The sequence below is a fragment of the Silvimonas sp. JCM 19000 genome, assembly GCF_054652575.1.
In genome coordinates, this window is sequence record NZ_BAAIHC010000020.1 from 1 (window position 1) to 21,442 (window position 21,442).

27 protein-coding genes and 1 tRNA gene are annotated in these 21,442 nt (G+C 58.0%); 16 read left to right on the forward strand and 12 right to left on the reverse strand.

The genetic code is table 11. The features are described from left to right. Nucleotides 1-152: 152 nt before the first annotated feature. The 9 genes from ACYQ1A_RS16120 to ACYQ1A_RS16160 form a co-directional block, all read right to left on the reverse strand. A complete protein-coding gene (locus tag ACYQ1A_RS16120) occupies nucleotides 153-713 on the reverse strand; it encodes a hypothetical protein (protein WP_499363579.1) in 561 nt (186 codons plus the stop codon). Beyond that, a complete protein-coding gene (locus ACYQ1A_RS16125; protein WP_499363580.1) occupies nucleotides 713-1,240 on the reverse strand; it encodes a hypothetical protein in 528 nt (175 codons plus the stop codon). The genes ACYQ1A_RS16120 and ACYQ1A_RS16125 overlap by 1 nt, the downstream gene beginning before the upstream one ends. Then, on the reverse strand, nucleotides 1,237-1,764 hold the full coding sequence (locus tag ACYQ1A_RS16130; RefSeq protein WP_499363582.1) for a hypothetical protein: 528 nt from the start codon (nucleotides 1,762-1,764) through the stop codon (nucleotides 1,237-1,239). The genes ACYQ1A_RS16125 and ACYQ1A_RS16130 overlap by 4 nt, the downstream gene beginning before the upstream one ends. Then, on the reverse strand, nucleotides 1,761-2,603 hold the full coding sequence (locus ACYQ1A_RS16135; RefSeq protein WP_499363584.1) for a hypothetical protein: 843 nt from the start codon (nucleotides 2,601-2,603) through the stop codon (nucleotides 1,761-1,763). The genes ACYQ1A_RS16130 and ACYQ1A_RS16135 overlap by 4 nt, the downstream gene beginning before the upstream one ends. After that, nucleotides 2,584-4,242, reverse strand: a complete 1,659-nt coding sequence (locus tag ACYQ1A_RS16140; protein WP_499363586.1) for a GspE/PulE family protein — start codon at nucleotides 4,240-4,242, stop codon at nucleotides 2,584-2,586. Before ACYQ1A_RS16140 ends, ACYQ1A_RS16135 begins: the two co-directional genes overlap by 20 nt. Next, nucleotides 4,239-5,411: a type II secretion system F family protein gene (locus ACYQ1A_RS16145; protein ID WP_499363588.1), complete on the reverse strand. Its 1,173-nt coding sequence runs from the start codon at nucleotides 5,409-5,411 to the stop codon at nucleotides 4,239-4,241. The genes ACYQ1A_RS16140 and ACYQ1A_RS16145 overlap by 4 nt, the downstream gene beginning before the upstream one ends. 27 nt (nucleotides 5,412-5,438) lie before the next feature. Beyond that, nucleotides 5,439-5,864 (reverse strand): type II secretion system major pseudopilin GspG, encoded by a 426-nt coding sequence (gene gspG / locus ACYQ1A_RS16150; protein WP_062221543.1) that lies wholly within the window; start codon nucleotides 5,862-5,864, stop codon nucleotides 5,439-5,441. A gap of 508 nt (nucleotides 5,865-6,372) precedes the next feature. Next, nucleotides 6,373-6,786, reverse strand: coding sequence for a DUF3224 domain-containing protein (locus tag ACYQ1A_RS16155; protein ID WP_062221580.1), 414 nt, complete (start codon nucleotides 6,784-6,786; stop codon nucleotides 6,373-6,375). A gap of 175 nt (nucleotides 6,787-6,961) precedes the next feature. Next, nucleotides 6,962-7,552 carry a superoxide dismutase gene (locus tag ACYQ1A_RS16160; RefSeq protein WP_053936253.1) on the reverse strand — a complete coding sequence of 197 codons (591 nt, stop codon included), beginning with the start codon at nucleotides 7,550-7,552 and terminating at the stop codon, nucleotides 6,962-6,964. A gap of 305 nt (nucleotides 7,553-7,857) precedes the next feature. Here ACYQ1A_RS16160 and ACYQ1A_RS16165 point away from each other — a divergent pair, with 305 nt between their 5' ends. The 3 genes from ACYQ1A_RS16165 (at nucleotide 7,858) to ACYQ1A_RS16175 (ending at nucleotide 10,005) form a co-directional block, all read left to right on the forward strand. Next, the gene (locus ACYQ1A_RS16165; protein ID WP_499363591.1) at nucleotides 7,858-8,784 is read left to right on the forward strand and encodes a CobD/CbiB family protein; all 927 of its coding nucleotides are present in this window, start codon (nucleotides 7,858-7,860) and stop codon (nucleotides 8,782-8,784) included. Between the two features lie 103 nt (nucleotides 8,785-8,887). Then, nucleotides 8,888-9,538, forward strand: coding sequence for a fumarylacetoacetate hydrolase family protein (locus ACYQ1A_RS16170; protein WP_499363593.1), 651 nt, complete (start codon nucleotides 8,888-8,890; stop codon nucleotides 9,536-9,538). Beyond that, a complete protein-coding gene (locus ACYQ1A_RS16175; protein WP_499363594.1) occupies nucleotides 9,538-10,005 on the forward strand; it encodes a GNAT family N-acetyltransferase in 468 nt (155 codons plus the stop codon). Before ACYQ1A_RS16170 ends, ACYQ1A_RS16175 begins: the two co-directional genes overlap by 1 nt. Before the next feature lie 21 nt (nucleotides 10,006-10,026). Here the strand turns inward: ACYQ1A_RS16175 and tsaD are convergent, their stop codons facing one another. Then, nucleotides 10,027-11,040 (reverse strand): tRNA (adenosine(37)-N6)-threonylcarbamoyltransferase complex transferase subunit TsaD, encoded by a 1,014-nt coding sequence (gene tsaD, locus ACYQ1A_RS16180; RefSeq protein ID WP_062221549.1) that lies wholly within the window; start codon nucleotides 11,038-11,040, stop codon nucleotides 10,027-10,029. Between the two features lie 152 nt (nucleotides 11,041-11,192). Between tsaD and rpsU the strand changes: the two genes are divergently transcribed. From rpsU to ACYQ1A_RS16205, 5 genes are all read left to right on the forward strand, one after another. After that, nucleotides 11,193-11,405 (forward strand): 30S ribosomal protein S21, encoded by a 213-nt coding sequence (rpsU, locus tag ACYQ1A_RS16185; protein WP_053936257.1) that lies wholly within the window; start codon nucleotides 11,193-11,195, stop codon nucleotides 11,403-11,405. A 107-nt stretch (nucleotides 11,406-11,512) separates the two neighbouring features. Beyond that, nucleotides 11,513-11,953, forward strand: a complete 441-nt coding sequence (locus ACYQ1A_RS16190) for a GatB/YqeY domain-containing protein (protein WP_499363597.1) — start codon at nucleotides 11,513-11,515, stop codon at nucleotides 11,951-11,953. A 57-nt stretch (nucleotides 11,954-12,010) separates the two neighbouring features. Then, nucleotides 12,011-13,945, forward strand: a complete 1,935-nt coding sequence (gene dnaG, locus ACYQ1A_RS16195; RefSeq protein WP_499363599.1) for a DNA primase — start codon at nucleotides 12,011-12,013, stop codon at nucleotides 13,943-13,945. A 163-nt stretch (nucleotides 13,946-14,108) separates the two neighbouring features. Beyond that, the gene (rpoD, locus tag ACYQ1A_RS16200; protein ID WP_499363601.1) at nucleotides 14,109-16,061 is read left to right on the forward strand and encodes an RNA polymerase sigma factor RpoD; all 1,953 of its coding nucleotides are present in this window, start codon (nucleotides 14,109-14,111) and stop codon (nucleotides 16,059-16,061) included. A gap of 18 nt (nucleotides 16,062-16,079) precedes the next feature. Continuing rightward, nucleotides 16,080-16,156: transfer RNA gene (locus ACYQ1A_RS16205), tRNA-Ile, on the forward strand. A 16-nt stretch (nucleotides 16,157-16,172) separates the two neighbouring features. On the opposite strand, the gene ACYQ1A_RS16210 is transcribed toward ACYQ1A_RS16205, so the two are convergent. Then, nucleotides 16,173-16,655: a site-specific integrase gene (locus ACYQ1A_RS16210; protein ID WP_499363602.1), complete on the reverse strand. Its 483-nt coding sequence runs from the start codon at nucleotides 16,653-16,655 to the stop codon at nucleotides 16,173-16,175. A 104-nt stretch (nucleotides 16,656-16,759) separates the two neighbouring features. On the opposite strand from ACYQ1A_RS16210, the gene ACYQ1A_RS16215 reads away from it, so the two are divergent. From ACYQ1A_RS16215 to ACYQ1A_RS16250, 8 genes are all read left to right on the forward strand, one after another. Then, a complete protein-coding gene (locus ACYQ1A_RS16215) occupies nucleotides 16,760-17,302 on the forward strand; it encodes a hypothetical protein (RefSeq protein WP_499363603.1) in 543 nt (180 codons plus the stop codon). Nucleotides 17,303-17,575: 273 nt separating this feature from the next. Further along, complete coding sequence (locus ACYQ1A_RS16220; RefSeq protein ID WP_499363604.1) at nucleotides 17,576-18,553, forward strand: RHS repeat-associated core domain-containing protein; 978 nt, start codon at nucleotides 17,576-17,578, stop codon at nucleotides 18,551-18,553. 42 nt (nucleotides 18,554-18,595) lie between these two features. After that, nucleotides 18,596-19,003 (forward strand): hypothetical protein, encoded by a 408-nt coding sequence (locus ACYQ1A_RS16225; RefSeq protein WP_499363605.1) that lies wholly within the window; start codon nucleotides 18,596-18,598, stop codon nucleotides 19,001-19,003. Nucleotides 19,004-19,020: 17 nt separating this feature from the next. Further along, nucleotides 19,021-19,293 carry an RHS repeat-associated core domain-containing protein gene (locus ACYQ1A_RS16230; protein WP_499363606.1) on the forward strand — a complete coding sequence of 91 codons (273 nt, stop codon included), beginning with the start codon at nucleotides 19,021-19,023 and terminating at the stop codon, nucleotides 19,291-19,293. A 187-nt stretch (nucleotides 19,294-19,480) separates the two neighbouring features. Then, nucleotides 19,481-19,735: a hypothetical protein gene (locus tag ACYQ1A_RS16235; protein ID WP_499363608.1), complete on the forward strand. Its 255-nt coding sequence runs from the start codon at nucleotides 19,481-19,483 to the stop codon at nucleotides 19,733-19,735. Between the two features lie 69 nt (nucleotides 19,736-19,804). Next, nucleotides 19,805-19,978, forward strand: coding sequence for an RHS repeat-associated core domain-containing protein (locus ACYQ1A_RS16240; RefSeq protein ID WP_499363737.1), 174 nt, complete (start codon nucleotides 19,805-19,807; stop codon nucleotides 19,976-19,978). Between the two features lie 157 nt (nucleotides 19,979-20,135). After that, nucleotides 20,136-20,615 carry a hypothetical protein gene (locus ACYQ1A_RS16245; RefSeq protein ID WP_499363610.1) on the forward strand — a complete coding sequence of 160 codons (480 nt, stop codon included), beginning with the start codon at nucleotides 20,136-20,138 and terminating at the stop codon, nucleotides 20,613-20,615. A gap of 13 nt (nucleotides 20,616-20,628) precedes the next feature. Beyond that, nucleotides 20,629-20,910 (forward strand): hypothetical protein, encoded by a 282-nt coding sequence (locus ACYQ1A_RS16250; RefSeq protein ID WP_499363612.1) that lies wholly within the window; start codon nucleotides 20,629-20,631, stop codon nucleotides 20,908-20,910. A 243-nt stretch (nucleotides 20,911-21,153) separates the two neighbouring features. On the opposite strand, the gene ACYQ1A_RS16255 is transcribed toward ACYQ1A_RS16250, so the two are convergent. Next, nucleotides 21,154-21,333, reverse strand: a complete 180-nt coding sequence (locus tag ACYQ1A_RS16255; protein ID WP_499363614.1) for a hypothetical protein — start codon at nucleotides 21,331-21,333, stop codon at nucleotides 21,154-21,156. Nucleotides 21,334-21,442: the final 109 nt, after the last annotated feature.

The window sequence follows — 21,442 nt, forward strand, 5'->3', positions numbered from 1 at the left end:
GAGCCCGCCTTCGGGGTCGCCTTGCAGGATTAACTGGCGGCCCGCTTCGGGCGCTGCCGGGGGCATACACGCGCTGAGCAGGGCCAGCGGCAACAGCAACGCCAGCACCAACTGGCGCGGCGGACTCTTGAAAACAGCTAATGACGCACGCTTCACGGCGTTCCTCCGACGGGCAGTGTCTGCACCTGATTCAGCGGCAGATAGGTAAACGTGATCGCGTCACGCGTAACCTGATCCACACGGTAAATCCCGAGCAGCACTTCTCCTTGTTGTATGCGGCCCAATGCATCGCAGCGAGCGCAGATCACATATTGCTGGCCGCCCACTTCCACCACGATGCGGTCATTGGCCCCTTCGCGCCAGGTGCCGACCACCTGGAAGGGTAGCGGCGGTGCCATTGGCTTGGGCGTGGGGGTGGGTTTGGGCGTTGGGGTAGGCGGTGGTGGCGGCGGTTGCCAATTCTGGCGCGGAAACAGATCCACGCCGCTGGCACTGCTGGCCGCGCTGGCGTGGCTGGCCACGGCCGAGGCATTCATCAGCGCAGCGCTATGCGCCAGCGCGGCTTCGCTGGCGATGGATGCAATCGCATGGCTGCGCGCGCGCACCGGCATTGCGTTCTCGGCGTTCTCATCATCATTGCGGCCTTGCCACCACGCGTATCCGGTCAGGATGACGGTAATGGCCAGCACAATCTGCAGTGGGCGCGACAGCATCAGCGCACCTCCGTCAGATAGCTGAGCGTCAGTTGCGCGCTCAGATTGTCGTCGCCGATCTGGCTGCGGCTGAACATCAGCGACTCGACGCGTACGCCCGGCAAGGCCTGCAAATCAGCGGCCAGACCGCGCAAATCCGGATAGCGGCCTTGCGCTGGAAATTGAATGCCAAAGCGCATCAGATGGCCGTCGCCTTCGCTCACCGATTTGTATTCGCTTTGCGTAATCGCCACATGGCGCGCATTGGCCAGCTCGGTCAGCTGGCGCAGCAGGTCGGTAAACTGGTCCGGTGTGTCCAGCGGCGCGGGCGCGGCGGCGGCGGCGGCACTGGCCTGGGCGGCGGCGCGTAGCTGATGCCGCGCAGTGTCGAGCGCAATTTCGCGCCGGTCCAGGTCCTGATTGACCGGCACCACGTCCTGGCGATAGATCAACCAGCCCGCCAGCATCAAAGCCAGCCCCACCCAGCCCAGCAAACCGGCCTGGCGCGGCCATTGCCGCAAGGTCCATAACAGGCGCGCGCCATTCATCGCACCACCTCGCGCCAGGTGAATTCCAGTTGCGATTGGGTCGGCTTGAACGGATCAACCACCTTCAAGCCCTGATGCGCAAAGGTCACCTTGCCCACGCGCGGATCGCTGGTCAGGTTGTCGACCAGGCTGAGCGTGTCTTCCAGCGTGCGCGATTCAAGTTCCAGCTTGATGTCATGGTCGGCGGTGACCACTTCGAGCTTGGTCAGGCCGATATCCTTGCTCCAGTATTCTTCCAGCAACGCCAGCGCCGGCATGGGGCTGAGCAACTGGCCCCGGCGGATGGCCGCCACTTTATCGTTCATGGGGGTTTCTTTGCGCGCGGCGATTTGCGCCTGGTCTTGTTTCTGCTTGAGCCACGCCACGGCGTCTTCGCGATCGGCCACCTGTTGCTGGCGTTGGCGTGCAATATCCTGCTGCGCCAATGCCCACAAAATCACCGTCACGCCGACGGCGACCAGCAACAGACCCAGCCACGGCGTGCTGCTCGGTTTACGTTGAAAGTCGAGTTGCACCGGCTTCATGCCGCCACCTCAACCGCGTCGCTGCTGCCACGCAGATCAATGGGCTGGCTAAAGCGCGGATGCACGCCGCCCAACCATTGCAGCGGGCCGTTGCCGGACAAGCTGGCCAGCGGCACATCAGACGAGGTCACATAGATGTGCAGCGGCATGGTTTCGCCACCCAGCACAGCGGCGTCGCGCACCAGTGCGCTCAGTTGCTCGATATCGGGTGCTTGATGCGGCGGCACCGCGTAGGGCTGGGTGATAACGCTACGCCAGCCTTTTTGATAGAACAGACAGGTGGCGTATTCGCTCTCCAGCAGCACCAGCGCAAATTCGCGCGCCTTGAGCCGGGCGTGATGGCGGTTGAGTGCGGTAATCAATAATGGCTCGCACTGACTCAGGCGCAATTTGCCCGCGCGCGCCATCTCAAACACGGTCTGGAACAAACCCTGGTCCACCGCCGCCGCCAGCCGCGCCTGGCCAAAGCCGCCAGGGGCCACGCGTATGCGCCAGGTATCGGTGGCAACCCCATATTGCTGCGCCAGCAAGACCCGGGCGTAACCTTCCCAATCGGCCTCGCGCTTGAGCGACGCTTGCCAGGGCAGCACGGCATAGCGCACCCACGGCGCGCCAAGAATAAGGTTGAGCTGATCCAGCCCCAGACTGCCGCGCGGCGCGTGGCTAAGCAGTTGCTGCAAACGCAGTACCGCGTCGTCACCCACCGCTTGTACTGCGGCATGCGCCCGCTGCAGCAGCGGCGCGCCTTTTTTCTGGCCGAGGGCTAACCGTGGCCCGCTGGCGAGCAACACGTGGCGGCGGGTCAGCCAGGCGGTGTGCTCAATCCACAAACGTGACACGGTTTACTTCCTGCAAAGTGGTTTCACCGCGCGCCACCACGGCCATCGCGGCCTGACGCATGCTCAAGAATCCCAGACTGGCCGCCAGTTGTTTGACTTCAACGGCGGGCGCGCGCCCGGCAATGGCTTGTTTCAATTCATCGTTCAGGCGCAGCACTTCGGCGATGGCTTTGCGGCCCAGATAGCCAGTGCCGCGGCAGTGACTACAGCCGCTGCCTTTGCGAAAGCGCCAATGCGCCACTTGCGCGCGCGTCACGCCGGAGGCTTCCAGCAATTCGTCATCGGGCGCATCGTCGGTCATGCAATGCGGACAAATCTTGCGCACCAGACGCTGCGCCACCACGCCAATCAGCGCATCGACAAAGCTGTTGGGCTCGACACCCATATGCATAAAGCGATCAAGCACTGAAAACACATTGTTGGCGTGCACGCTGGTTAGCACCAGGTGGCCCGTCAGCGCCGCTTGCACCGCGATATTGGCGGTTTCGCCGTCACGGATTTCGCCGACCAGAATTTTGTCCGGGTCATGCCGCAAAATGGACCGCAAACCGCGTGCAAAGCTCAGGCCTTTTTTATCGTTGACCGGAATTTGCAGAATGCCCTGCAACTGGTATTCCACCGGGTCTTCGATGGTGATGATCTTTTCTTCGCCGGTGTTGATCTCAGATAGCGTGGCGTACAGCGTGGTGGATTTGCCCGAGCCAGTCGGGCCGGTTACCAGCAACAAACCGTAGGGTTCGGTGGCCAGGCCGCGGATATTGGCCATGGTGGCGTCATCAAAGCCGAGGATATCCAGCCGCAATTGCTTGAAGGCATCGCCGCCGTTTTGCTTGTCCAGAATCCGCAGCACGGCGTCTTCGCCATAAATCGACGGCATGATCGAGACGCGGAAATCCACATCGCGGCCATTGGCCAGCACTTTAAAGCGGCCATCCTGCGGAATCCGGCGCTCGGAAATATCCAGATCGGCCAATACCTTGATGCGCGAAATCACCTGTTCGGCGGTTTCCACGCCATTGGCGCCGCCGATATGCAACAGCACGCCATCGATACGGTATTTGATCGACAAGCCGGTAGCGGTGCTTTCGAGGTGGATATCCGACGCCTTGGATTTGAGGCCGTCATACAGCGTGGAATTGACCAGCCGCACCACGGGCGAGGCATCGCGCGCGATGGTAGCCAGCGAGATTTCGGTAACGCCCTCATTGCCAGTTTCGGCGTCGGGGCCGGCCTGCATCTGGTCCATGGCGCGATGCGAGGTCTCGAAACTGTCCAGCCATGTGCGCACATCGGAGAAATGCGCAAACGCCGTCACATAGCTGACGTTGAGCCGCTGCTGTGCCCAGTTGCGCGTGATGCGATCAAACGGATCGCCCAGCACCAGGCGCAGATGGCCTTCGGTGTCTTCCACCAGCACGCATTGGCGGCCGACGGCTTCGGCATAAGGCAGCAGATCGTAGCGCGGAAACTGTGCGGTCAGCTCGTCCCGGTCCAGCGCGGGCAAGCCCAGAAAACGGCTGATTTCGGCGCGATAAGTCAGATCATCCAGCCCCAGCGTTTGCTGGATTTGCAGCGGTAGAGCGGCGTCGGTCTGGGTCTGGCGCAGATGGTTGATCAGTTCGAGCGTTAGCGCGGTCATTGCGTGCTCTCGGCCAGCTGGAAGATCGGCATATATAAAAGGAAGACGATGGAGCCGATCATCACGCCGATGATCAGCATCAGAATCGGTTCGAACAGACGGGTAAACATATCGATGGCGCGGTCGAGTTCTTCGTCGCAAAACTGCGCGGCGCGTTCGGCCATGGTGGCCAGCTCGCCGCTTTGCTCGCCCACCCGCAACAGGCGTTCGGCGACGGGCGTGGTCAGGCCATAACGCGGCAAGGTGGCGGACACGGTCTGGCCCGCCTTGATATCGACCAGCGCGCGCGTTAGCGCCAGCCGCATTGGCGTGGGTAGCAATTGCGCCGCCAGCTCCATCGCCGCCACCACCGACAAGCCGCCCGACAACAACAAGCCAACGGTGCGATAAAAGCGCGTGAGCGAAAACAGGCGACGATAGCCATCCAGGCTGGGCAAACGCCAGAACGCTTCTAATAAAGCGGCCTGCACTGCAGGCGTGCGCAGCAACACAATCGCCAGCGCAATCGTGCCGACAATGCCGGCAAACAACACCGGGCCATGGTCATGTACCAGATTGCCCCACCACAGCAGCACGGCGGCGGCAAACGGCAGGTCTTTCATGCTGGCGTAAATCTGGCTGAATTTGGGAATCACATAAAACAGCAGAAACAACATGATGCAGCTGCCGATACTGATGATCACGGCCGGGTAAACCAGCGCCGAAATAATCTTCTTTTTAACCGAAGCCAGCCGCGATTCGTAATGGTGGTAACGCTTGAGCGCATTGGCCAGGTGGCCGGTCTTTTCGGCCGAGCCCACGGTGGCGATATACAGCGGCGGAAAATGCTCGGGCATCTGCCCCAGCACGCGTGACAGCGGCAGGCCCTGATACAAGCCATCAATCAGGCGCGAGAGCACCACGCGGTTGCCGTCGGCAGCGGCTTTTTCCTTGAGGGTTTCTACCGCCTCGACCAGGGTCAGGCCAGCTTCGAGCAGGGCAATCAATTCCTGGGTAAACAGCGACAGCGCAAATTCGCTTTTGCGAAAACTGACCCGATGCTGGGCGTGCGCCGACACCAGCTCCAGCCCCTGCGACGACAGGCGCTGCTTGAGCTCGGCTTCGTTGGCGGCCTCCAGGTCCAGCTCTTGTAACAAGCCGGCCTGGAGCGCTTTGACTTTGTAGCGCATGGCTAGGGGTCAGTGACGCGGGCTGCGTTACTGAAAATACGAGATGTCGGCGTCTTCACCGGTGCCGCCGGGCTTGCCGTCGGCGCCATAGGTGATGAGGTCGAAATCATGGCCGTTTTCGCCAGGGCGGCGATAAACATAGGGGTGATCCCACGGATCGTTGGGCACGTCTTTGGTCAGGTAGGGGCCTTGCCATTTGGCTTCGTCGCCCGGTTTGACGCTGAGTACGGCCAGACCTTGTTCGGTGGTGGGGTAGTGGCCGACATCCAGCCGGTAATGATCAAGCGCGTCGGCCAGTGATTTCATCTGGCTGGCGGCGGTTTTCATTTTGGCTTTGCCGACTTCACCAAACAGCTTGGGCCCGACGTAACCGGCCAACAGCGCAATAATCAACAGCACTACCAACAGTTCGAGCAGCGTAAAGCCGTGCTCGCGCAGATTGCTTCGTTGCATGGATCGAATCTCGGTTCTTATGTATTTGTGGTAACAGCGCCGCAGTCGAAAACGGCGCGGCCGTTGCACATTGAATGTGTCCGTTTCGCGCCGGTTTATTTGTATCGACCGGTTCAGTGCGGTTACTTGTTTGCGGTTACGCCTTGTCATGCGCAACTCCATCCTCTGCGCATCCTATACGGCGCATTTTGACGCTGCAAGCGCATTCACGGCACCGTGCCAACACTGTGCAAACAGGCTTTACTGTAATCAGATCAAATGCCTGCGACGGATGCTTGCCAGAGTGCCGTAACTTACGCCGGGCGGTAAAAAGCGGCCTTCAGGCGGCCTGAATCAGCAAATTTGCGGGGTGCAACGCGGGTACGCATTGGTATCGCTGTAAGAAATGTACTGTCAATGATGGCGCACACCTGACGCAAAAAAGCCACGAAACCGTTTGTGGAATTGCGGCCTGCTGCACGAAACAGGTGCGCAGCCCGCGCGCGCAGTTCAGGGGGAGGGTTGCGGCTTAGCCGTGTAACTCATAATCCAGTACGTAACTATGCCCGCCATCCTGCAACACAATCCGGCAAACCCCACTGATGCCGAACAGATCGCCCGTGCCCGAATCCGGCACGATGCTGATCGATAATTGCGGCTGGCCGCGCGCCATGGTGCCGCTGTGTTGCAGTACAAAGCTGCCTTGCTTGCCGTGCAACATGCCTTCCACCTGTTCGATGGCCACATAGCCGGCCGAGCCTTCCACTTCCGTCATGGCGGTCAACATCTGGCCCCGCCCGGTGGCTTGCAGATCGCCGCTGTAATACTTGAGCAGTTGCAGGCGTGCCAGCGGCGCGGGCAGCAAAGACTGTTGCGTTTCAGGATCGAGATCAGGCGATGTGGGCGTCATCGCAACCGAAAACGCACCGGTGGCTTGGGTCATGCTGGCGGGCTCCGCGCGGATTAACTTGGCTGGTTCCGGGAGCATAGAAAGCCCTGCCCGGCGCCGCCAGCCGTATCCCGTATCTGGCGTGTACCGACGGTGGGCCCGCCCAACGCCAGACGTAAAAAAGACCCGCAGTGCGGGCCTCTCAGGGGTGCAATCAAACTGCGATTGCTTAGCCGAAGCGCTTGCTCACGGAATCCCAGTTCACCAGCTTCCAGAACGCGCCCAGGTAGTTAGGGCGGCTGTTACGGTAGTCGATGTAGTACGCGTGTTCCCACACGTCGGCGGTCAGCAGGGCGACGTCGGCGGTGGTCAGCGGGGTAGCGGCGTTAGAGGTGTTGACGATGTCCACCGAGCCATCCGGCTTTTTAACCAGCCACGTCCAGCCCGAACCAAAATTGCCGGCGGCCGAAGCGTTGAAGGCTTCTTTGAACTTGTCGAACGAACCCCACTTGGCGTTGATCGCGTCAGCCACAGCGCCAGTCGGAGCGCGGTCTGCATCGGATGGGTTCGGTGCCAGGCTTTCCCAGAAGAAGGTGTGGTTCCACACTTGGGCGGAGTTGTTGAACAAACCACCGGCCGGGGCTTTCTTGACCGTTTCTTCGATGCTGAGGTTTTCGAACTCAGTACCTTCGATCAGCTTGTTCAGATTGGTAACGTAAGTTTGATGATGCTTGCCATAGTGATATTCGAGTGTCTCTTCGGACATGTGCGGGGCGAGCGCATTTTTTTCGTAAGGCAGGGGGGGAAGGGTATGTGCCATAGATGTATCTCCTCGGTTGGCGGGACTCGGTTTGGCTACTGCGAGGCCACTCGCGGTCGTTTCAAGATCCCGGAAACGGCTTTTGCGGAAATGCGAGTTTATAACAAATGGGGCAGCGCCCAGCGCATTTCAACCCGAATTGCATAAGTCTTATGTCAGCGTAACGCGGCTTTAGTGCCATAGTGGGGCTGTGGTATCGTGCGTGCCTGGACTGGCGCCGCCAACGGCGCGCAGGCCCGCTTATCGAATATGCATTCTGAAAACTAGCAAGCGCGGTTGCCACCAGCGCTTCCCGGATGGGTTTTATGACCTTTTTGTCGTTGATCATCGCTTTGGCGCTGGAGCAACTCCGCCCCATCAGTAGTCGCAACCCCGCCTACCTGGCTTTTGTGCGGCTAGCCAATAATCTGGAACGCAATCTCAACGCCGGCGAATATCGCAATGGTGTCTACGGCTGGTTGCTGGCCATGCTGCCGCCGCTGATTGTGGCGATCTCGGTGTATTTTTTGCTGGCGCGACACAGCCCGTTAATGGCGCTGTTGTGGAATGTGGCCATCCTGTATCTGACCATGGGCTTCCGCCAGTTCAGCCACGCTTTTTCGGGCATCTCGCGCGCGCTGCAGATCGATGACGTCGATAGTGCGCGTCTGTTGCTGGCCGACTGGACCGGGCAACACACTTCGCAAATGGGGCCCGATGAAATCTCGCGCCTGGCCATCGAGCAAGGCCTGGTCGATTCTTTCCGTTATGTGTTTGGCACCGTGTTCTGGTTTGTGGCTCTGGGCTGGATTGCCGGCCCGGCTGGCGCCGTGCTGTATCGCACTTCCAGCTTGCTGGCGCAGAAATGGGGCGCTTTCGACAACCAGAATGCCTTTGGCCGCTTTGCCACCATGATGCATGACGCGCTCGACTATATTCCGGTGCGCCTGACCGCCGTCAGCTTTGCCATCATGGGCGATTTTCAGGACGCGGTGGATTGCTGGAATGCGCAAGCGCGCACCTGGGCCGATTACACCAGCGGCATCCTGCTGAGCGCGGGCGCTGGCGCCATCGGCATCCGCCTGGGCGATGTGCTGCATCAGGATCACACCGTCAAGTTTCGCCCCGAACTGGGCCTGGGCGAAGCCGCCAACCCGGATTATCTTGCAAGTGCCGTCGGCCTGATCTGGCGATCGGTACTGCTGTGGTTAGCGCTGATCCTGTTGTTCAGCGCCGCATTGTGGATACGCTAGGGCCACGTTAAGACAAACGCCGACGTAAGATTTACGTTGGCGGGCTTTGTCAGATTCGGCGCGCTGGCGCAAAATTACGGCTCTACCTTTGGGAGTACCAGCCGTGCCGCAAATCCAGATTGCCGATCGCACCCTCAACGTTGCGAATATCTTTTGTGTAGGCCGCAATTATCAGGCGCACGCGGCCGAAATGGGCTCCAGCATCGGCGCGGAGCCCATGGTGTTTCTGAAACCCAATTCCGCAATCGTCCGTCCTGGCACCCCGCTGCAACTGCCGGCATGGTCCAAAGAAATCCATCACGAAACCGAACTGGTCGTCGCCATCGGCAAAAGCGGCCGCCATATTGCGCGCGAAGATGCGATGCACTACGTGGCCGGTTACGCCCTGGGCCTGGATCTGACCGCGCGCGACGTGCAAGCCGAAGCCAAGAAAAAAGGCCAGCCGTGGACGTTGGCCAAAGGCTTTGCCGGCGCCGCTGTGCTCGGCAAATTTGTGCCCGCTGAGGCGATTCCCCATCCGGCCGATGTGAGCTTTACGCTGCATATCAATGACGCGCTGGTGCAGCAGGCGCACACGCGCGATATGGCGTTTGATATTCCGGCGCTGATCGCCTGGATTTCTGATCGCTTTGGTTTGACCGAAGGCGATCTCATCTACACCGGCACGCCGGAAGGCGTGGGCCCGATTGTTTCGGGCGACCAGTTGATGCTGCAATTGGGCAATGTGTTGCACGATCACTATCAGGTGGCCTGATGCTGATTCGACAGGCAGGCCCGGACGATCTGGCGGCGTTGCAAAGTTGTTTCTTTGCTTCGGTATCAGTATTGGCCGCGCCGCATTACACGCCGGAACAGCGCCGCGCCTGGGTCGAGCGCGGTCTGGCCGACGGCGCGGCCTGGCGCAACAAGCTGGCCCACAATCATGTCTGGCACGCGCTGGAAGCAGATGTGGTGGCGGGCTTTTGTAGCCTGACGCATGAAGGCGTGGTCGATTGGCTGTTTGTGCATCCTGCATTTGCGCGCAAAGGCGTGGCGCGGGCCTTGTTGCAGCAAGCTGAAACCATGGCGCGCTACGAAGGCTTGAGCCGCATGGAAGCCTTTGCCAGCCTGGCAGCACAGCCGGTCTTTACCGCCTGTGGCTACACGCTGGAGGGGCGCCAGCAAGTGGACATCAATGGCATCAAGCTGGAGAACGCGCATATGCTGCGCGTTCTCGAATAACAGACTGAGCGAGCAGGGCGCTCAGCACGCTTCCAACGTCGACAGATCCCAACGTGGACGCGCGCCGTAACTGTATTGCGGCGTGGCGTACTGCAAGCGCATCGCACCGGCAAACGCAATCATCGCGCCATTGTCGGTGCACAATTCCAGCGGCGGATAGAACACTTCGAATTTGCGCCGACGTGCTGCTTCATTCAACGCGGCGCGCAATTGCTTGTTGGCGCCGACGCCCCCGGCAATCACCAGTCGCGACATGCCGGTCTGCTGCAGCGCCGCCACACATTTCTTCAGTAGCACCTCAACCACCGCTTCCTGAAAGGCCGCACAGATATCGGCACGCGTTTTGTCGTCGATGGGCGCTTGCTGATTCACCAGATTGAGCACTGCGGTTTTAAGGCCAGAGAAACTGAAATCCAGATCGCCGGAATGCAGCATCGGGCGCGGCAATTTAAAGCGCGTGGCGTCGCCGGTATCTGCCAGCTTCGACAAGGCCGGGCCGCCGGGATAACCCAGGTCGAGCAGCTTGGCGGATTTGTCGAAGGCCTCGCCGGCGGCATCATCGACGGTCTCACCCAGAATTTCGTACTGACCTATGCCGCGTACCGCCATCAGTTGGGTATGGCCGCCCGACACCAGCAATGCCACAAACGGGAAATCCGGGCGCGGCTCCGACAACAGCGGTGACAGCAAATGGCCTTCGAGGTGATGCACGGCGACGATGGGTTTTTCCAGCGCAAAGGCCAGTGCATTGGCCACGCTGGCGCCCACCAGCAAGGCACCGGCCAGGCCAGGCCCGGCCGTGTAGGCAATCGCAGCAATGTCCTGGCGCGTGCGGTTGGCTTCCGCCAGGCAGGCTTCGGTGAGCGGCAGCACGCGGCGGATATGGTCGCGTGATGCCAGCTCGGGCACGACGCCGCCGTATTCGGTATGCATGGCAATCTGCGAATGTATGCGATGCGCCAGCAGGCCCTGTTCAGTGTCGTATAATGCGACGCCGGTTTCGTCGCAGGAAGATTCGATGCCTAGCACTAGCATGGGCTCGCCTCGTAAGTCGGGTGGGCAAGGGCGACATCGTACCTGTTCACGCAACACCCGCAAAGCACAGGGTTTTGACACGCGGGCTCAGGTCGTGGATAATCCGTGGCTTTCTTCCGGGCACTAAGCCCTAACAACAGGATTTACGCTCGATGCCTTCTGTTCGCGTTAAAGAGAACGAGCCCTTTGAAGTCGCAATGCGCCGCTTCAAGCGCTCTGTAGAAAAAACCGGTCTGCTGACCGAACTGCGTAGCCGTGAGTTTTACGAAAAGCCCACTGCAGAACGCAAGCGCAAGCTCGCTGCCGCCGTCAAGCGCCACTACAAGCGCCTGCGCAGCCAGCAACTGCCCCCGAAGCTGTACTAAGCCCGGGCAGTCTGCAAGCCAGATTATGAAAGGCCGCACACGTGCGGCCTTTCCGTCTTTGTGTTACGTCGCCGACGTAACGCTTCAATCGCCAAGAGAAATTGATCATGAGCCTTAAAGTACGCATCACGGACGACATGAAAGCAGCGATGAAAGCCAAAGAGACGGATCGTCTGGGCACCATCCGCCTGCTGTTGGCGGCGATGAAGCAACGTGAAGTGGACGAGCGCATCGAACTGGATGACGCCGCCATCGCTGCCATCATCGAAAAGATGCTCAAGCAGCGCAAAGACAGCATCAGCCAGTTTGAGGCAGCCCAACGCCAGGACCTGGCCGACAAAGAAAAAGCCGAAGTTGCCGTGCTGTCGGCTTATCTGCCCGAGCGCATGTCCGAGGCTGAAGTGGCCGCCATCGTCGATACCTGCATCGCCGCACATGGCCAGACCCCGGCCGCCATGGGCAAGATCATGGCCGATCTCAAAACGCAGCTCGCCGGCAAGGCCGATATGGCCGAAGTCAGCAAGCTGGTTAAAGCGCGCATGCAATAAGGCACTGATGCATGATGCCGCGCGCAAACAACGGCCCGGCATTGTGCGTTGTCGACTATGGCGCGCATCCCCGAAGCATTTATTCAGGATTTACTGAACCGCGTTGACATTGTCGACGTGGTTGAGCGCTATCTGCCGCTCAAGAAAGCGGGCATGAATTACTCCGCCTGCTGCCCGTTTCACAAAGAAAAAAGCCCCTCGTTTACGGTAAGCCACAGCAAGCAGTTCTATCACTGCTTTGGCTGCGGTGCGCACGGCTCGGCGGTGAACTTTGTGATGGAATATGAGGCGCTGTCGTTTCCCGAGGCCATCCGCAAACTGGCCGAGAGCGTCGGCTTGCAGGTGCCCGAAGAAGCCGGTGGCGCCGCGGCTGCCCCCAAAGGCGAGCCGGGCGTCTATGACGTATTGAAGACGGCCAGTGAATTTTACCGACAGCAACTGAAAAGCGCGCCCGCCGCCATTAATTATCTGAAGGGCCGCGGGCTGGAAGGGCGTACCGCCGCCCGCTTTGGCTTGGGCTATGCGCCGGGTAGCGGTGGTAACGGCCTTAAAAAGGTCTTTGAAGATTACGACTGGAACAAATTGCTGGCCGAGGCGGGCCTGGTGGGTGAGGACGAAGAATCGCATCGCCGCTACGACCGCTTTCGCGATCGAGTGATTTTTCCGATTCTTAACCAGCGCGGGTCGGTGATTGGTTTTGGTGGCCGCATTATTGGCGATGGCAAACCCAAATACCTGAACAGCCCGGAAACACCGGTTTTCCAGAAAGGCAACGAGCTGTATGGCCTGAGCCAGGCCCGCACCGCCATACGCGACAAAGGGCGCGTGCTGGTCGTAGAAGGCTATATGGATGTGGTGATGCTGGCGCAGCACGGCGTGGAATATGCCGTTGCCACGCTCGGCACCGCTTGCACACCAGTGCACGTGCAGAAACTGCTGAAGCTGGCCGACGAAGTGGTGTTTTGTTTTGATGGCGACAAAGCTGGCCGCAAAGCCGCGTGGCGGGCGCTGGAAAACAGTCTTGAATATCTGGTGGACGGCAAACGCCTGGCCTTTCTGTTTTTGCCGGAAGAGCACGACCCGGACAGCTACGTGCAGCAGTTTGGCCGCGACCGCTTTGAACAGGTGCTTACCCAGGACGCGGTGCCGCTGGCGCAGTTTCTGCTTAGAGAACTGGCAGCCCAGGTTGAGCTGGAAAGCGAAGAAGGCCGCGCGCGACTGGTGCATCTGGCCCGGCCATTGTTAAGCAAGGTCACGGCCCCGGCCTATGGCCTGATGATCCGTAAACGTCTGGCTGAACTATGTCGGCTGGAATTGTCTGAACTTGACCCGATTTTGTCAGGTCGCACCGAACCCGCCCACGCAGCGGCGCCGCAAACTTACGATGATGCGGGCTATCCGCCCGAATTCGACGATGGCTTTGTGCCACAGCGGCGCTTTAAACCACGCGACAGCAATAGCTGGCGCAATGAGGGCGGCAATGGTCGCGGTAACTGGAAAAAGAAGGGCAACTGGCGTGATCGCGACGAAGAACGGCCGCGCTTAACGCCACGCGTGCAGCCCGATATGGTGCAAGGGCTGCTGCAGTTGTTGTTGTTTGAGCCGGTGTTGGCCACCCGCTGTGAACCGGTCTGGCAAAACTGGCCGGCGCATGGCGACGAGCTGCTGCAGGACGTATTGCAATCGGCCCGCACGCATGGTGCGCGCATGAATTCGGCGCAACTGCTGGAATTGTGGCGGGATGATCCGGTGTATGTACGACTGGCTGCGTTGGCCAGTGCCGGGATGTCACGCTTTGAGCGTTGGTCGGAAGAAGAGCGCGAACTGGAGTTTGCCAACGCGCTCCAGGCGGCCGGGCAAAGTCTGATTCGCGCGGCTACACTGAACCGCAAGGCGGAACTCGAGTACCGCCAGGCACATGGAGGATTGTCCGATGTCGAAAGGCAAGAATATATGGCTTTGCTGACGCAGTCCCGAAGCGCCACTACATAGGCGAATTAACTGCCGATACAAATAAACGCCGGCAGATGGCTTGAAATGTGGGCACGTGATAATCACTTCCCACTAAGAACATTGATCTGGCTTCTGGCATCCAGAAGCCGGGTTATCTGATATAATCCTCGGTTTTTCCGAATCTTTCCGAGTCTCACGAGTCATGGCGGCAGAACACGATACTGACAAAGTAGACCTCACCCGCGGCACCGCTCCTGGCGGCAAGCACGGCGAAGAGGATCAGCAACTTGATGCTGAAGCCCGTAAGGCAAAATTCAAGTCCCTGATCGTGCTCGGTAAAGAGCGCGGTTATCTTACGTACGCTGAAATCAACGATCACCTCCCGGAAGACATGCTCGATGCTGAGCAGATCGAAGGTGTGATCAGCATGATCAGCAACATGGGCATTCAGGTTTACGACGAAGCCCCTGATGCTGAAGACCTGTTGATGTCTGATGCTACGCCGGCTGTCGCCGATGACGACGCCGTCGAAGAAGCCGAAGCCGCATTGTCTTCGGTTGATTCCGAGTTCGGTCGTACGACTGACCCGGTGCGGATGTACATGCGCGAAATGGGTACGGTCGAACTGCTGACCCGCGAAGGCGAAATCGAAATCGCCAAGCGGATCGAAGACGGCCTCAAGCACATGATCCAGGCGATCTCGGCTTGTCCGACCACCATCACCCAGATTCTGGAGCTGGTGGACAAGGGCCTGAACGACGAAATCCGCATCGACGACATCATCGACGGCTTTATCGACCCCAACGCGGTTGAAGAAGTAGCGCAACCGCCGGTCGAAGTGGTCGAAGAAGAAGAACTCGAAGACGCTGAAGAAACCGAAGAAGAAGACGAAGACGCTGATGGTAGCGCCGTCTCCGCCGCCAACCTGGAACTGCTGAAGGGCCAGGCGCGCGAACACTTCGAGGTGGTGCGCGAGATGTACGCCCTGATGGTTGCCTCTTTGCAAAAAGAAGGCGTGCAAGGCAAGGGCTATCAAAAAGCGCAACAAGGCATCGCAGACCAGTTCCAGAACATCCGCTTTTCGGCACGCCAGGTTGAAGCACTGTGCGACCAACTGCGCTCGATGGTTGATGAAATCCGCGGTTACGAACGCGAAATCATGGACCTGTGCACGCAGAAAGTCCGCATGCCGCGCGAACATTTCATCAAGACCTTCCCGGGCCGCGAAACCGATCTGGATTGGGTGCAAGAAGAATTGTCGTCGGGCCAGAAGTACGCCGAGGTCCTGGAGCGCTATCAGCACGCCATCGTTGAAAAACAAGGCCGTCTGAAAGAGCTGCAAGAAAAAGCGATGCTCCCGATCAAGGAGCTGAAGGAAATCAACCGCCAGATGTCTACGGGCGAAGCCAAGGCACGTCGCGCCAAGCGCGAAATGATCGAGGCCAACCTGCGTCTGGTGATTTCCATCGCCAAGAAATACACCAACCGTGGCTTGCAGTTCCTTGATCTGATCCAGGAAGGCAACATCGGCCTGATGAAGGCGGTGGACAAGTTCGAATATCGTCGCGGCTATAAATTCTCCACGTACGCCACGTGGTGGATCCGCCAGGCCATTACCCGCTCGATTGCGGATCAGGCGCGCACCATCCGGATTCCGGTTCATATGATTGAAACGATCAACAAGATGAACCGTATCCAGCGCCAGATTCTGCAAGAGACCGGTCTGGAGCCGACGCCGGACGAACTGGCAACGCGCATGGAAATGCCGGAAGACAAGATCCGCAAGATTCTGAAGATCGCCAAAGAACCGATTTCGATGGAAACGCCGATTGGCGATGACGACGATTCGCATCTGGGCGACTTTATTGAAGATGCGGTGACGGTGGCCCCAGCAGAAGCGGCAGTGTATGCCGGCCTGCGCGAAGCCACGCGCGAAGTGCTCGACACCCTGACGCCACGCGAAGCCAAAGTGCTGCGCATGCGTTTTGGTATCGATATGAGCACCGACCACACGCTGGAAGAAGTGGGCAAACAGTTTGACGTGACGCGTGAGCGTATTCGTCAGATCGAAGCCAAGGCTCTGCGCAAGCTGCGTCACCCGACTCGTTCGGAACGCCTGAAGAGTTTTCTTGAAAGCGTGAGCAACGAGCCGTAATATCACGCCTCTTCGTGTGGGCCTTTAGCTCAGTCGGTTAGAGCAGAGGACTCATAATCCTTTGGTCGTGGGTTCGAGCCCCACAGGGCCCACCAATTAGAAGCAGGAATATCAAGCACTTAGCGAAAGGTCAGACGTTGCCGCGTCTGGCCTTTTTTCTTGGTATGGCGTAGTTATGACGAAGTGGTCATCAAGCGCTCTCGCGTGCGATGCCAGCGGTTCGGGCGAACGGTGGGCATAACGCCTTACCATTTCGACCGATTGCCACCCGCCCATCTCCTGTAACGCGGCCAACGGCGTGCCTGCCTGGACTAGCCAACTTGCCCAGCAATGCCGAAGGTCGTGCCGCCGAAAGTTTTCTATGCCAGCCCCCTTGAGGGCTTCTCGCCAAGCTTTGGTATTGGCTGCGGTAAACGGCTTGCCCTTGTACGTGAATACCCGGCTGAGGTGCTTGCCGATCTGGCTGCGCAGAATCGCAACGGCGGTATCGTTAACCGGTGCGCCTATTGCGCGGTCGCTTTTGGATTGGTCGCCGTGCAGGTGAGGGCAATTGAGTAGGCGCTCATTATTAAAAACCCTCAGTTCCAGAATCAAATTAACTCGATTGCACCTGGCCGGACCTGTATGACGAAGCCGTTCAGTGGGGACGTCAATGGTTGGCGGACCATCACTTTTAGTATTGTGGAATGAGAGACAAGATGTACTTGGATCTAATGAGAGAAACTGCTTCAGTGTTTTCAGTTCCGGAACAAGCCGAAAATGTGACTGCATTGCGAATATGGCATTGCAAATACAAAAGCTTGAAGGCTCTCTCTGTGTTCAAGAATCTCGAGGAGTTAATGATCGCTGGCTATCCTGATTCGTCTCTTGAGGTATTGCAGTCACTGAAGAAACTCAAGTTTCTTAGTATTTTGCATATGCCAAAAATTTCTGACCTTGCAGCCTTGGCAGGCTTGGACAACGTGGAAACTCTTTCGCTGGCAACCTCACCCGCTTGGGATGCTGCTGGCAAGCGAACTACAATTGATTCTCTTGAACCCGTTGCAGAAATGGCATCGCTGAAGCACCTTGAACTACTTGGTGTGTGCCCTCCTGACAAATCATTGGCAGCGCTAGTTAGATGCACCGGTTTGCAGACTGCTCGTTTCTCGCAATATCCTCTTGATGAGGTTGAGAGGTTCTACTCCACAACAAAAGCAGTAAACCAGTTCAATCCAAAGTCGAAGTTCTTCAACATTTGAATATCCCGCCACATAGCGATAAGCGCCCGCCAGACTGGTGGGCGTTGTTGTTTCTAATGTCTGGGGTCTGTTTGGCAGGGGCCGAGGCATCAGTATTGGCCGCTCCCTTGTCGTTTACTTACCGGGCCGATTCACATTGTGCAGTTGATCCCATGCGAAATAAATGTTTTGCACAATACGGAATCAAGGTTTTTTTTGCGAGTACGCCTCCGCAATGGCTTGAGCGGGTGGCGCTACCGTATTGGGGTGCCAATGACTGATAGCTGAGCTGGCATGACCACGGGCGATGCGAACAAGGTCTACAGCTACGACAACGTCGGCAACATCACCGATATCGTCGACTCGAACCATCCGCAAGTTACCGCCGCGTATCGCTATGACGGTCTTGACCGGATGACCACCAACAGCATCGCAGGCACTGGCAGCTGGAGCTACACCTACGACGCCAACGGCAACCGCACCTCATCGTCCGGCCTGCCCTTTGTCCACAGCACCACCAGCAACCGCCTGAACAACATTCCCGCCAGCCCGGTGGTCTACTTCGGCTATGACGCCGCCGGCAACCAGACCAGCCGCGGTGGCGCGACCTTTGTGTACGACAACGTTGGCCGCATGGTCAAAACCACCGAAGGCAGTACGGTGCTGGGCACGTACACGTACAACGCCATCGGCCAGCGCATGCAGAAGACCGTCAGCGGCGTGGTGACGCGCCTGGTTTACGACGAAGCCGGCCACATCCTGGGCGAGTATGACGGCACCGGCAAAATGGTGCCGGACACGGTCTACCTCGGCGACTGGCCGGCGGCCACGGTGCGGCTGAACAGCGCGGGCACCGCTGTCGCGTACTACGTCTGGCCCGACCACTTGGGCAGCCCGAAACAGGTGACCGACCCCGCCACCAACAAGGTGGTGTGGCGCTGGGAAGCCAATCCGTTCGGACCGTCACCCAATCCCTATGAAGATCCGCAAGGCACGGGCAATACGTTTGTGTATAACCTGCGCTTGCCGGGACAGTATTGGGACAAGGAGATTTCGCGGAGCAGTAACGGGTTCCGGGAATATGATCCTTATATGGGGCGGTATATCCAGAGTGACCCGATCGGGCTGCGTGGGGGCGTCAATACATATGCATACAGTGGCGGAAACCCGATCAGCTTTAATGATCCCTCTGGGCTTGATATCAGCTATGCAAATCATCAAGTTGCTTTTGGCATGCTGGGTACAACTCGAACAGTTTCGCCAGAGGGCTAGGCGAGGCTGCTGGGTTCTCCATGCCGCCAGAAAATGCTGTCGGTGGCCCAGTTCCTGGCTATACACATCCGCTTCCAGCATGGCGATTCGGGGGGCGTTAAAGTGACGGTGAAGAAGACAAAGATGATTTGGCTTGGGCTTCTTGTTGTTTTGGTCCTAATCGTTGGCTATCAGAGCACATACGTAGTCCGCTTGCGTCTTCTTTGGAAGACGCCAATTGGGTCGGAGATGCAAGCGGTCTATGCCTTATGCAACAAGAACTATACCGATTGTAGAAGCAGCCTGAATGCTGGCTATTTGGATCAGGATAAGAATATTACTGTTGGTGTCCGATCTGTTTGGGCAAATGTCTATAAATTCCGCTTCATGACCGTTACCGCTTTTTGGGGGTTCGACAAAAATAATCGCTTGGTCGATATTTGGGTCTGGAGAACTATCGACGCACTGTAGATATAACGGCAAAACAGGTGACCGACCCCGCCACCAACAAGGTGGTGTGGCGCTGGGAAACCAACCCGTTCGGACCGGCACCGAATCCGTATGAAGATCCGCAAGGTACGGGCAACACGTTTGTGTATAACCTGCGCCTGCCGGGGCAGTCCTGGGACAAGGAGATTTCCCGGAGTAGTAACGGGTTCCGGGAATATGATCTTTATATGGGGCGGTATATCCAGTCCGATCCGATTGGGCTGGGTGGGGGGTTAATACTTATGCATATGTTGGCGGCAACCCGGTTGTGAATGCAGATCCGAAAGGGCTCAAGTCCATGCGCTGGCTGGTAATGGTGTGGTTCGAGCGGGTGCCATGGGTGTTCGCGCATAGGCGCAACCGCCGCAGCGGATGCATCCGTTGCACTCTGGGAGCATCCCGTAACCGCAGTTCTCTTTGCTCCAGGCATTATTGGAGAGGTACTGGAGACATGTGCTTGTGGCAAATAAGAAAATAGGTCCCATTGGTAACATTCTTATCGTTCTTGGGCTCATCGGTATTGGCATACTGGTTCGCTTTGCCGTGATCTTTGCCCCTTGGTGGGGGGATGTACTTCTCCTTTTGTTTTTTTGCGGGATTGCCATCCTCGTCAAGTATTGTGTCGATCGATCTCGCAATCGAGGTGGCCAGCAAGGGGGTACTTCCGACAATCCAGAGTCATCAGGAAAAAATACTCCTGCTGGTGGAGCATGATGTTTTAAAAGTGCGCACATCCACCTTTGGAAAAAAGAACGCCCACCGGCCAGGTGGGCGTTGTTGTTTGTGCTGTATGGGGTCTGTTTGGCAGGAGCTCTAGCCGCAACCTGGTTGTTTACCTTGTCGGGCCGGTACTGGGACAAGGAGATTGCGCGGAGCAGTAACGGCTTCCGGGAATATGATCCTTATATGGGGCGGTATATCCAGTCCGATCCGATTGGGTTGGGTGGGGGGGGGTAATACTTATGCCTATGTTGACGGCAACCCGGTTTCTTTGACGGACCCGATGGGGTTGCAAGCGTCTGGCGGTGGTTCGGGTGGCGGTTCTGGCGCATCGCAGCAGAGTAATTGCCAATGCGATTGCTCTCGCGATTGGTCCAATTATTGGAATGACTACATGAATTTCGTCACCCAATATGCGGTCAACTTGGGGCCATACGCGGCCGCAATGGCGGGTGGTGTTATGCCGAAATCATGGGCGCCGGCTACCGTATTTAGAGGGCCATTGCCTGGTTCATCCAACCCGCTGACCAGCGTACCGCGTGGCCTTGACGTGCCTGGTATGGGTGGTGCGGTACCTCGCATGGGATCGGCAGCTATTGGGCTGTCCGGTTATGCTCAAGGTGCGCGTGGTATTGCAGAAGGGCTCGGCACAACTTTAGAGCAAACCCCTATTGGTGGAGCTATGGATTACCTGGCGAACACAGCAGGGGTCAATTTGCCAAATTGGCTTTGGAAGGCAGCTTCGGCCACATTTGCAGCTAATGCGGATGGCACTGCAACTGCGGCAATTCTCTCGACCAATCCGGCATCTGTTTGGGCAACTATTGAATCGCCCATATTGGCCTGGCGGGCAATTCCAATCGTGTTTCATTAACGAAGAGATAGCCATGTTGAATAGTAAAGATGTACGGATCCAGCTTACCGCAAGAAATGAGGGGATATCATACCAGGATGGAAATGGGCTCTTTCTTCACTTCGACGTGTTACTTGAAAATGGTCGTTGGCAAATTTTTTTACCCGGTAGCCGAGGCCCCGGGTTTACCAGCTATGTCATGAGTCCAGAAGAGCGCGACATGGTCGTGCCGCGTATCGCTGCATTTCTGAAAAAGGTGAAGTGGTTTGGGCTTTTTCCTCGCACGTATGTCGTCGAGGTAATCGAGAAAGATTAGTCTTGGCGTGACCGGGATCTTTGTAAGCCAAGTCTTGAAACCGCGGAGTTAAATATCTTCCTTTGCGGCTGGAATGCCCTCCAGCCAGGTGGGCGTTGTTGTGTGTGCTGTTTGGAGTCTGTTTGCTGGGTGCAGACGGATCAGCGTTGGCCGCCACCTTGCTGTTTACGGTTTGTTTGAAACCACTGAATCCCGGCGGGATTTGCTAACCAATTTCGGGTAGAAAGCCATGCCCCGCGCTGGTTAGTGCTTGTCTTTTGCAGCGCGGTACAGCATGCCGCCGGCGCAGCCCACGAACGTGACTACACCGCCAATGACAGCCTCCATGCCTCTGGCTGGATAGAAGTAAGCGGACACTGCGGCGCTACAGCAGAGCGCGATAAAAATCTCGGTGCATATCTCGACGGCCAATTTCTTTCGCATGTGCATCGCTTCCTTTTCAACCGTCCCCATCACTGGTAGGCCCGATCTCGTAACCGGCGCTCGGGCTTTCTACCATTATGTCGTGGCACATGCTGACGCTAAACGCAAG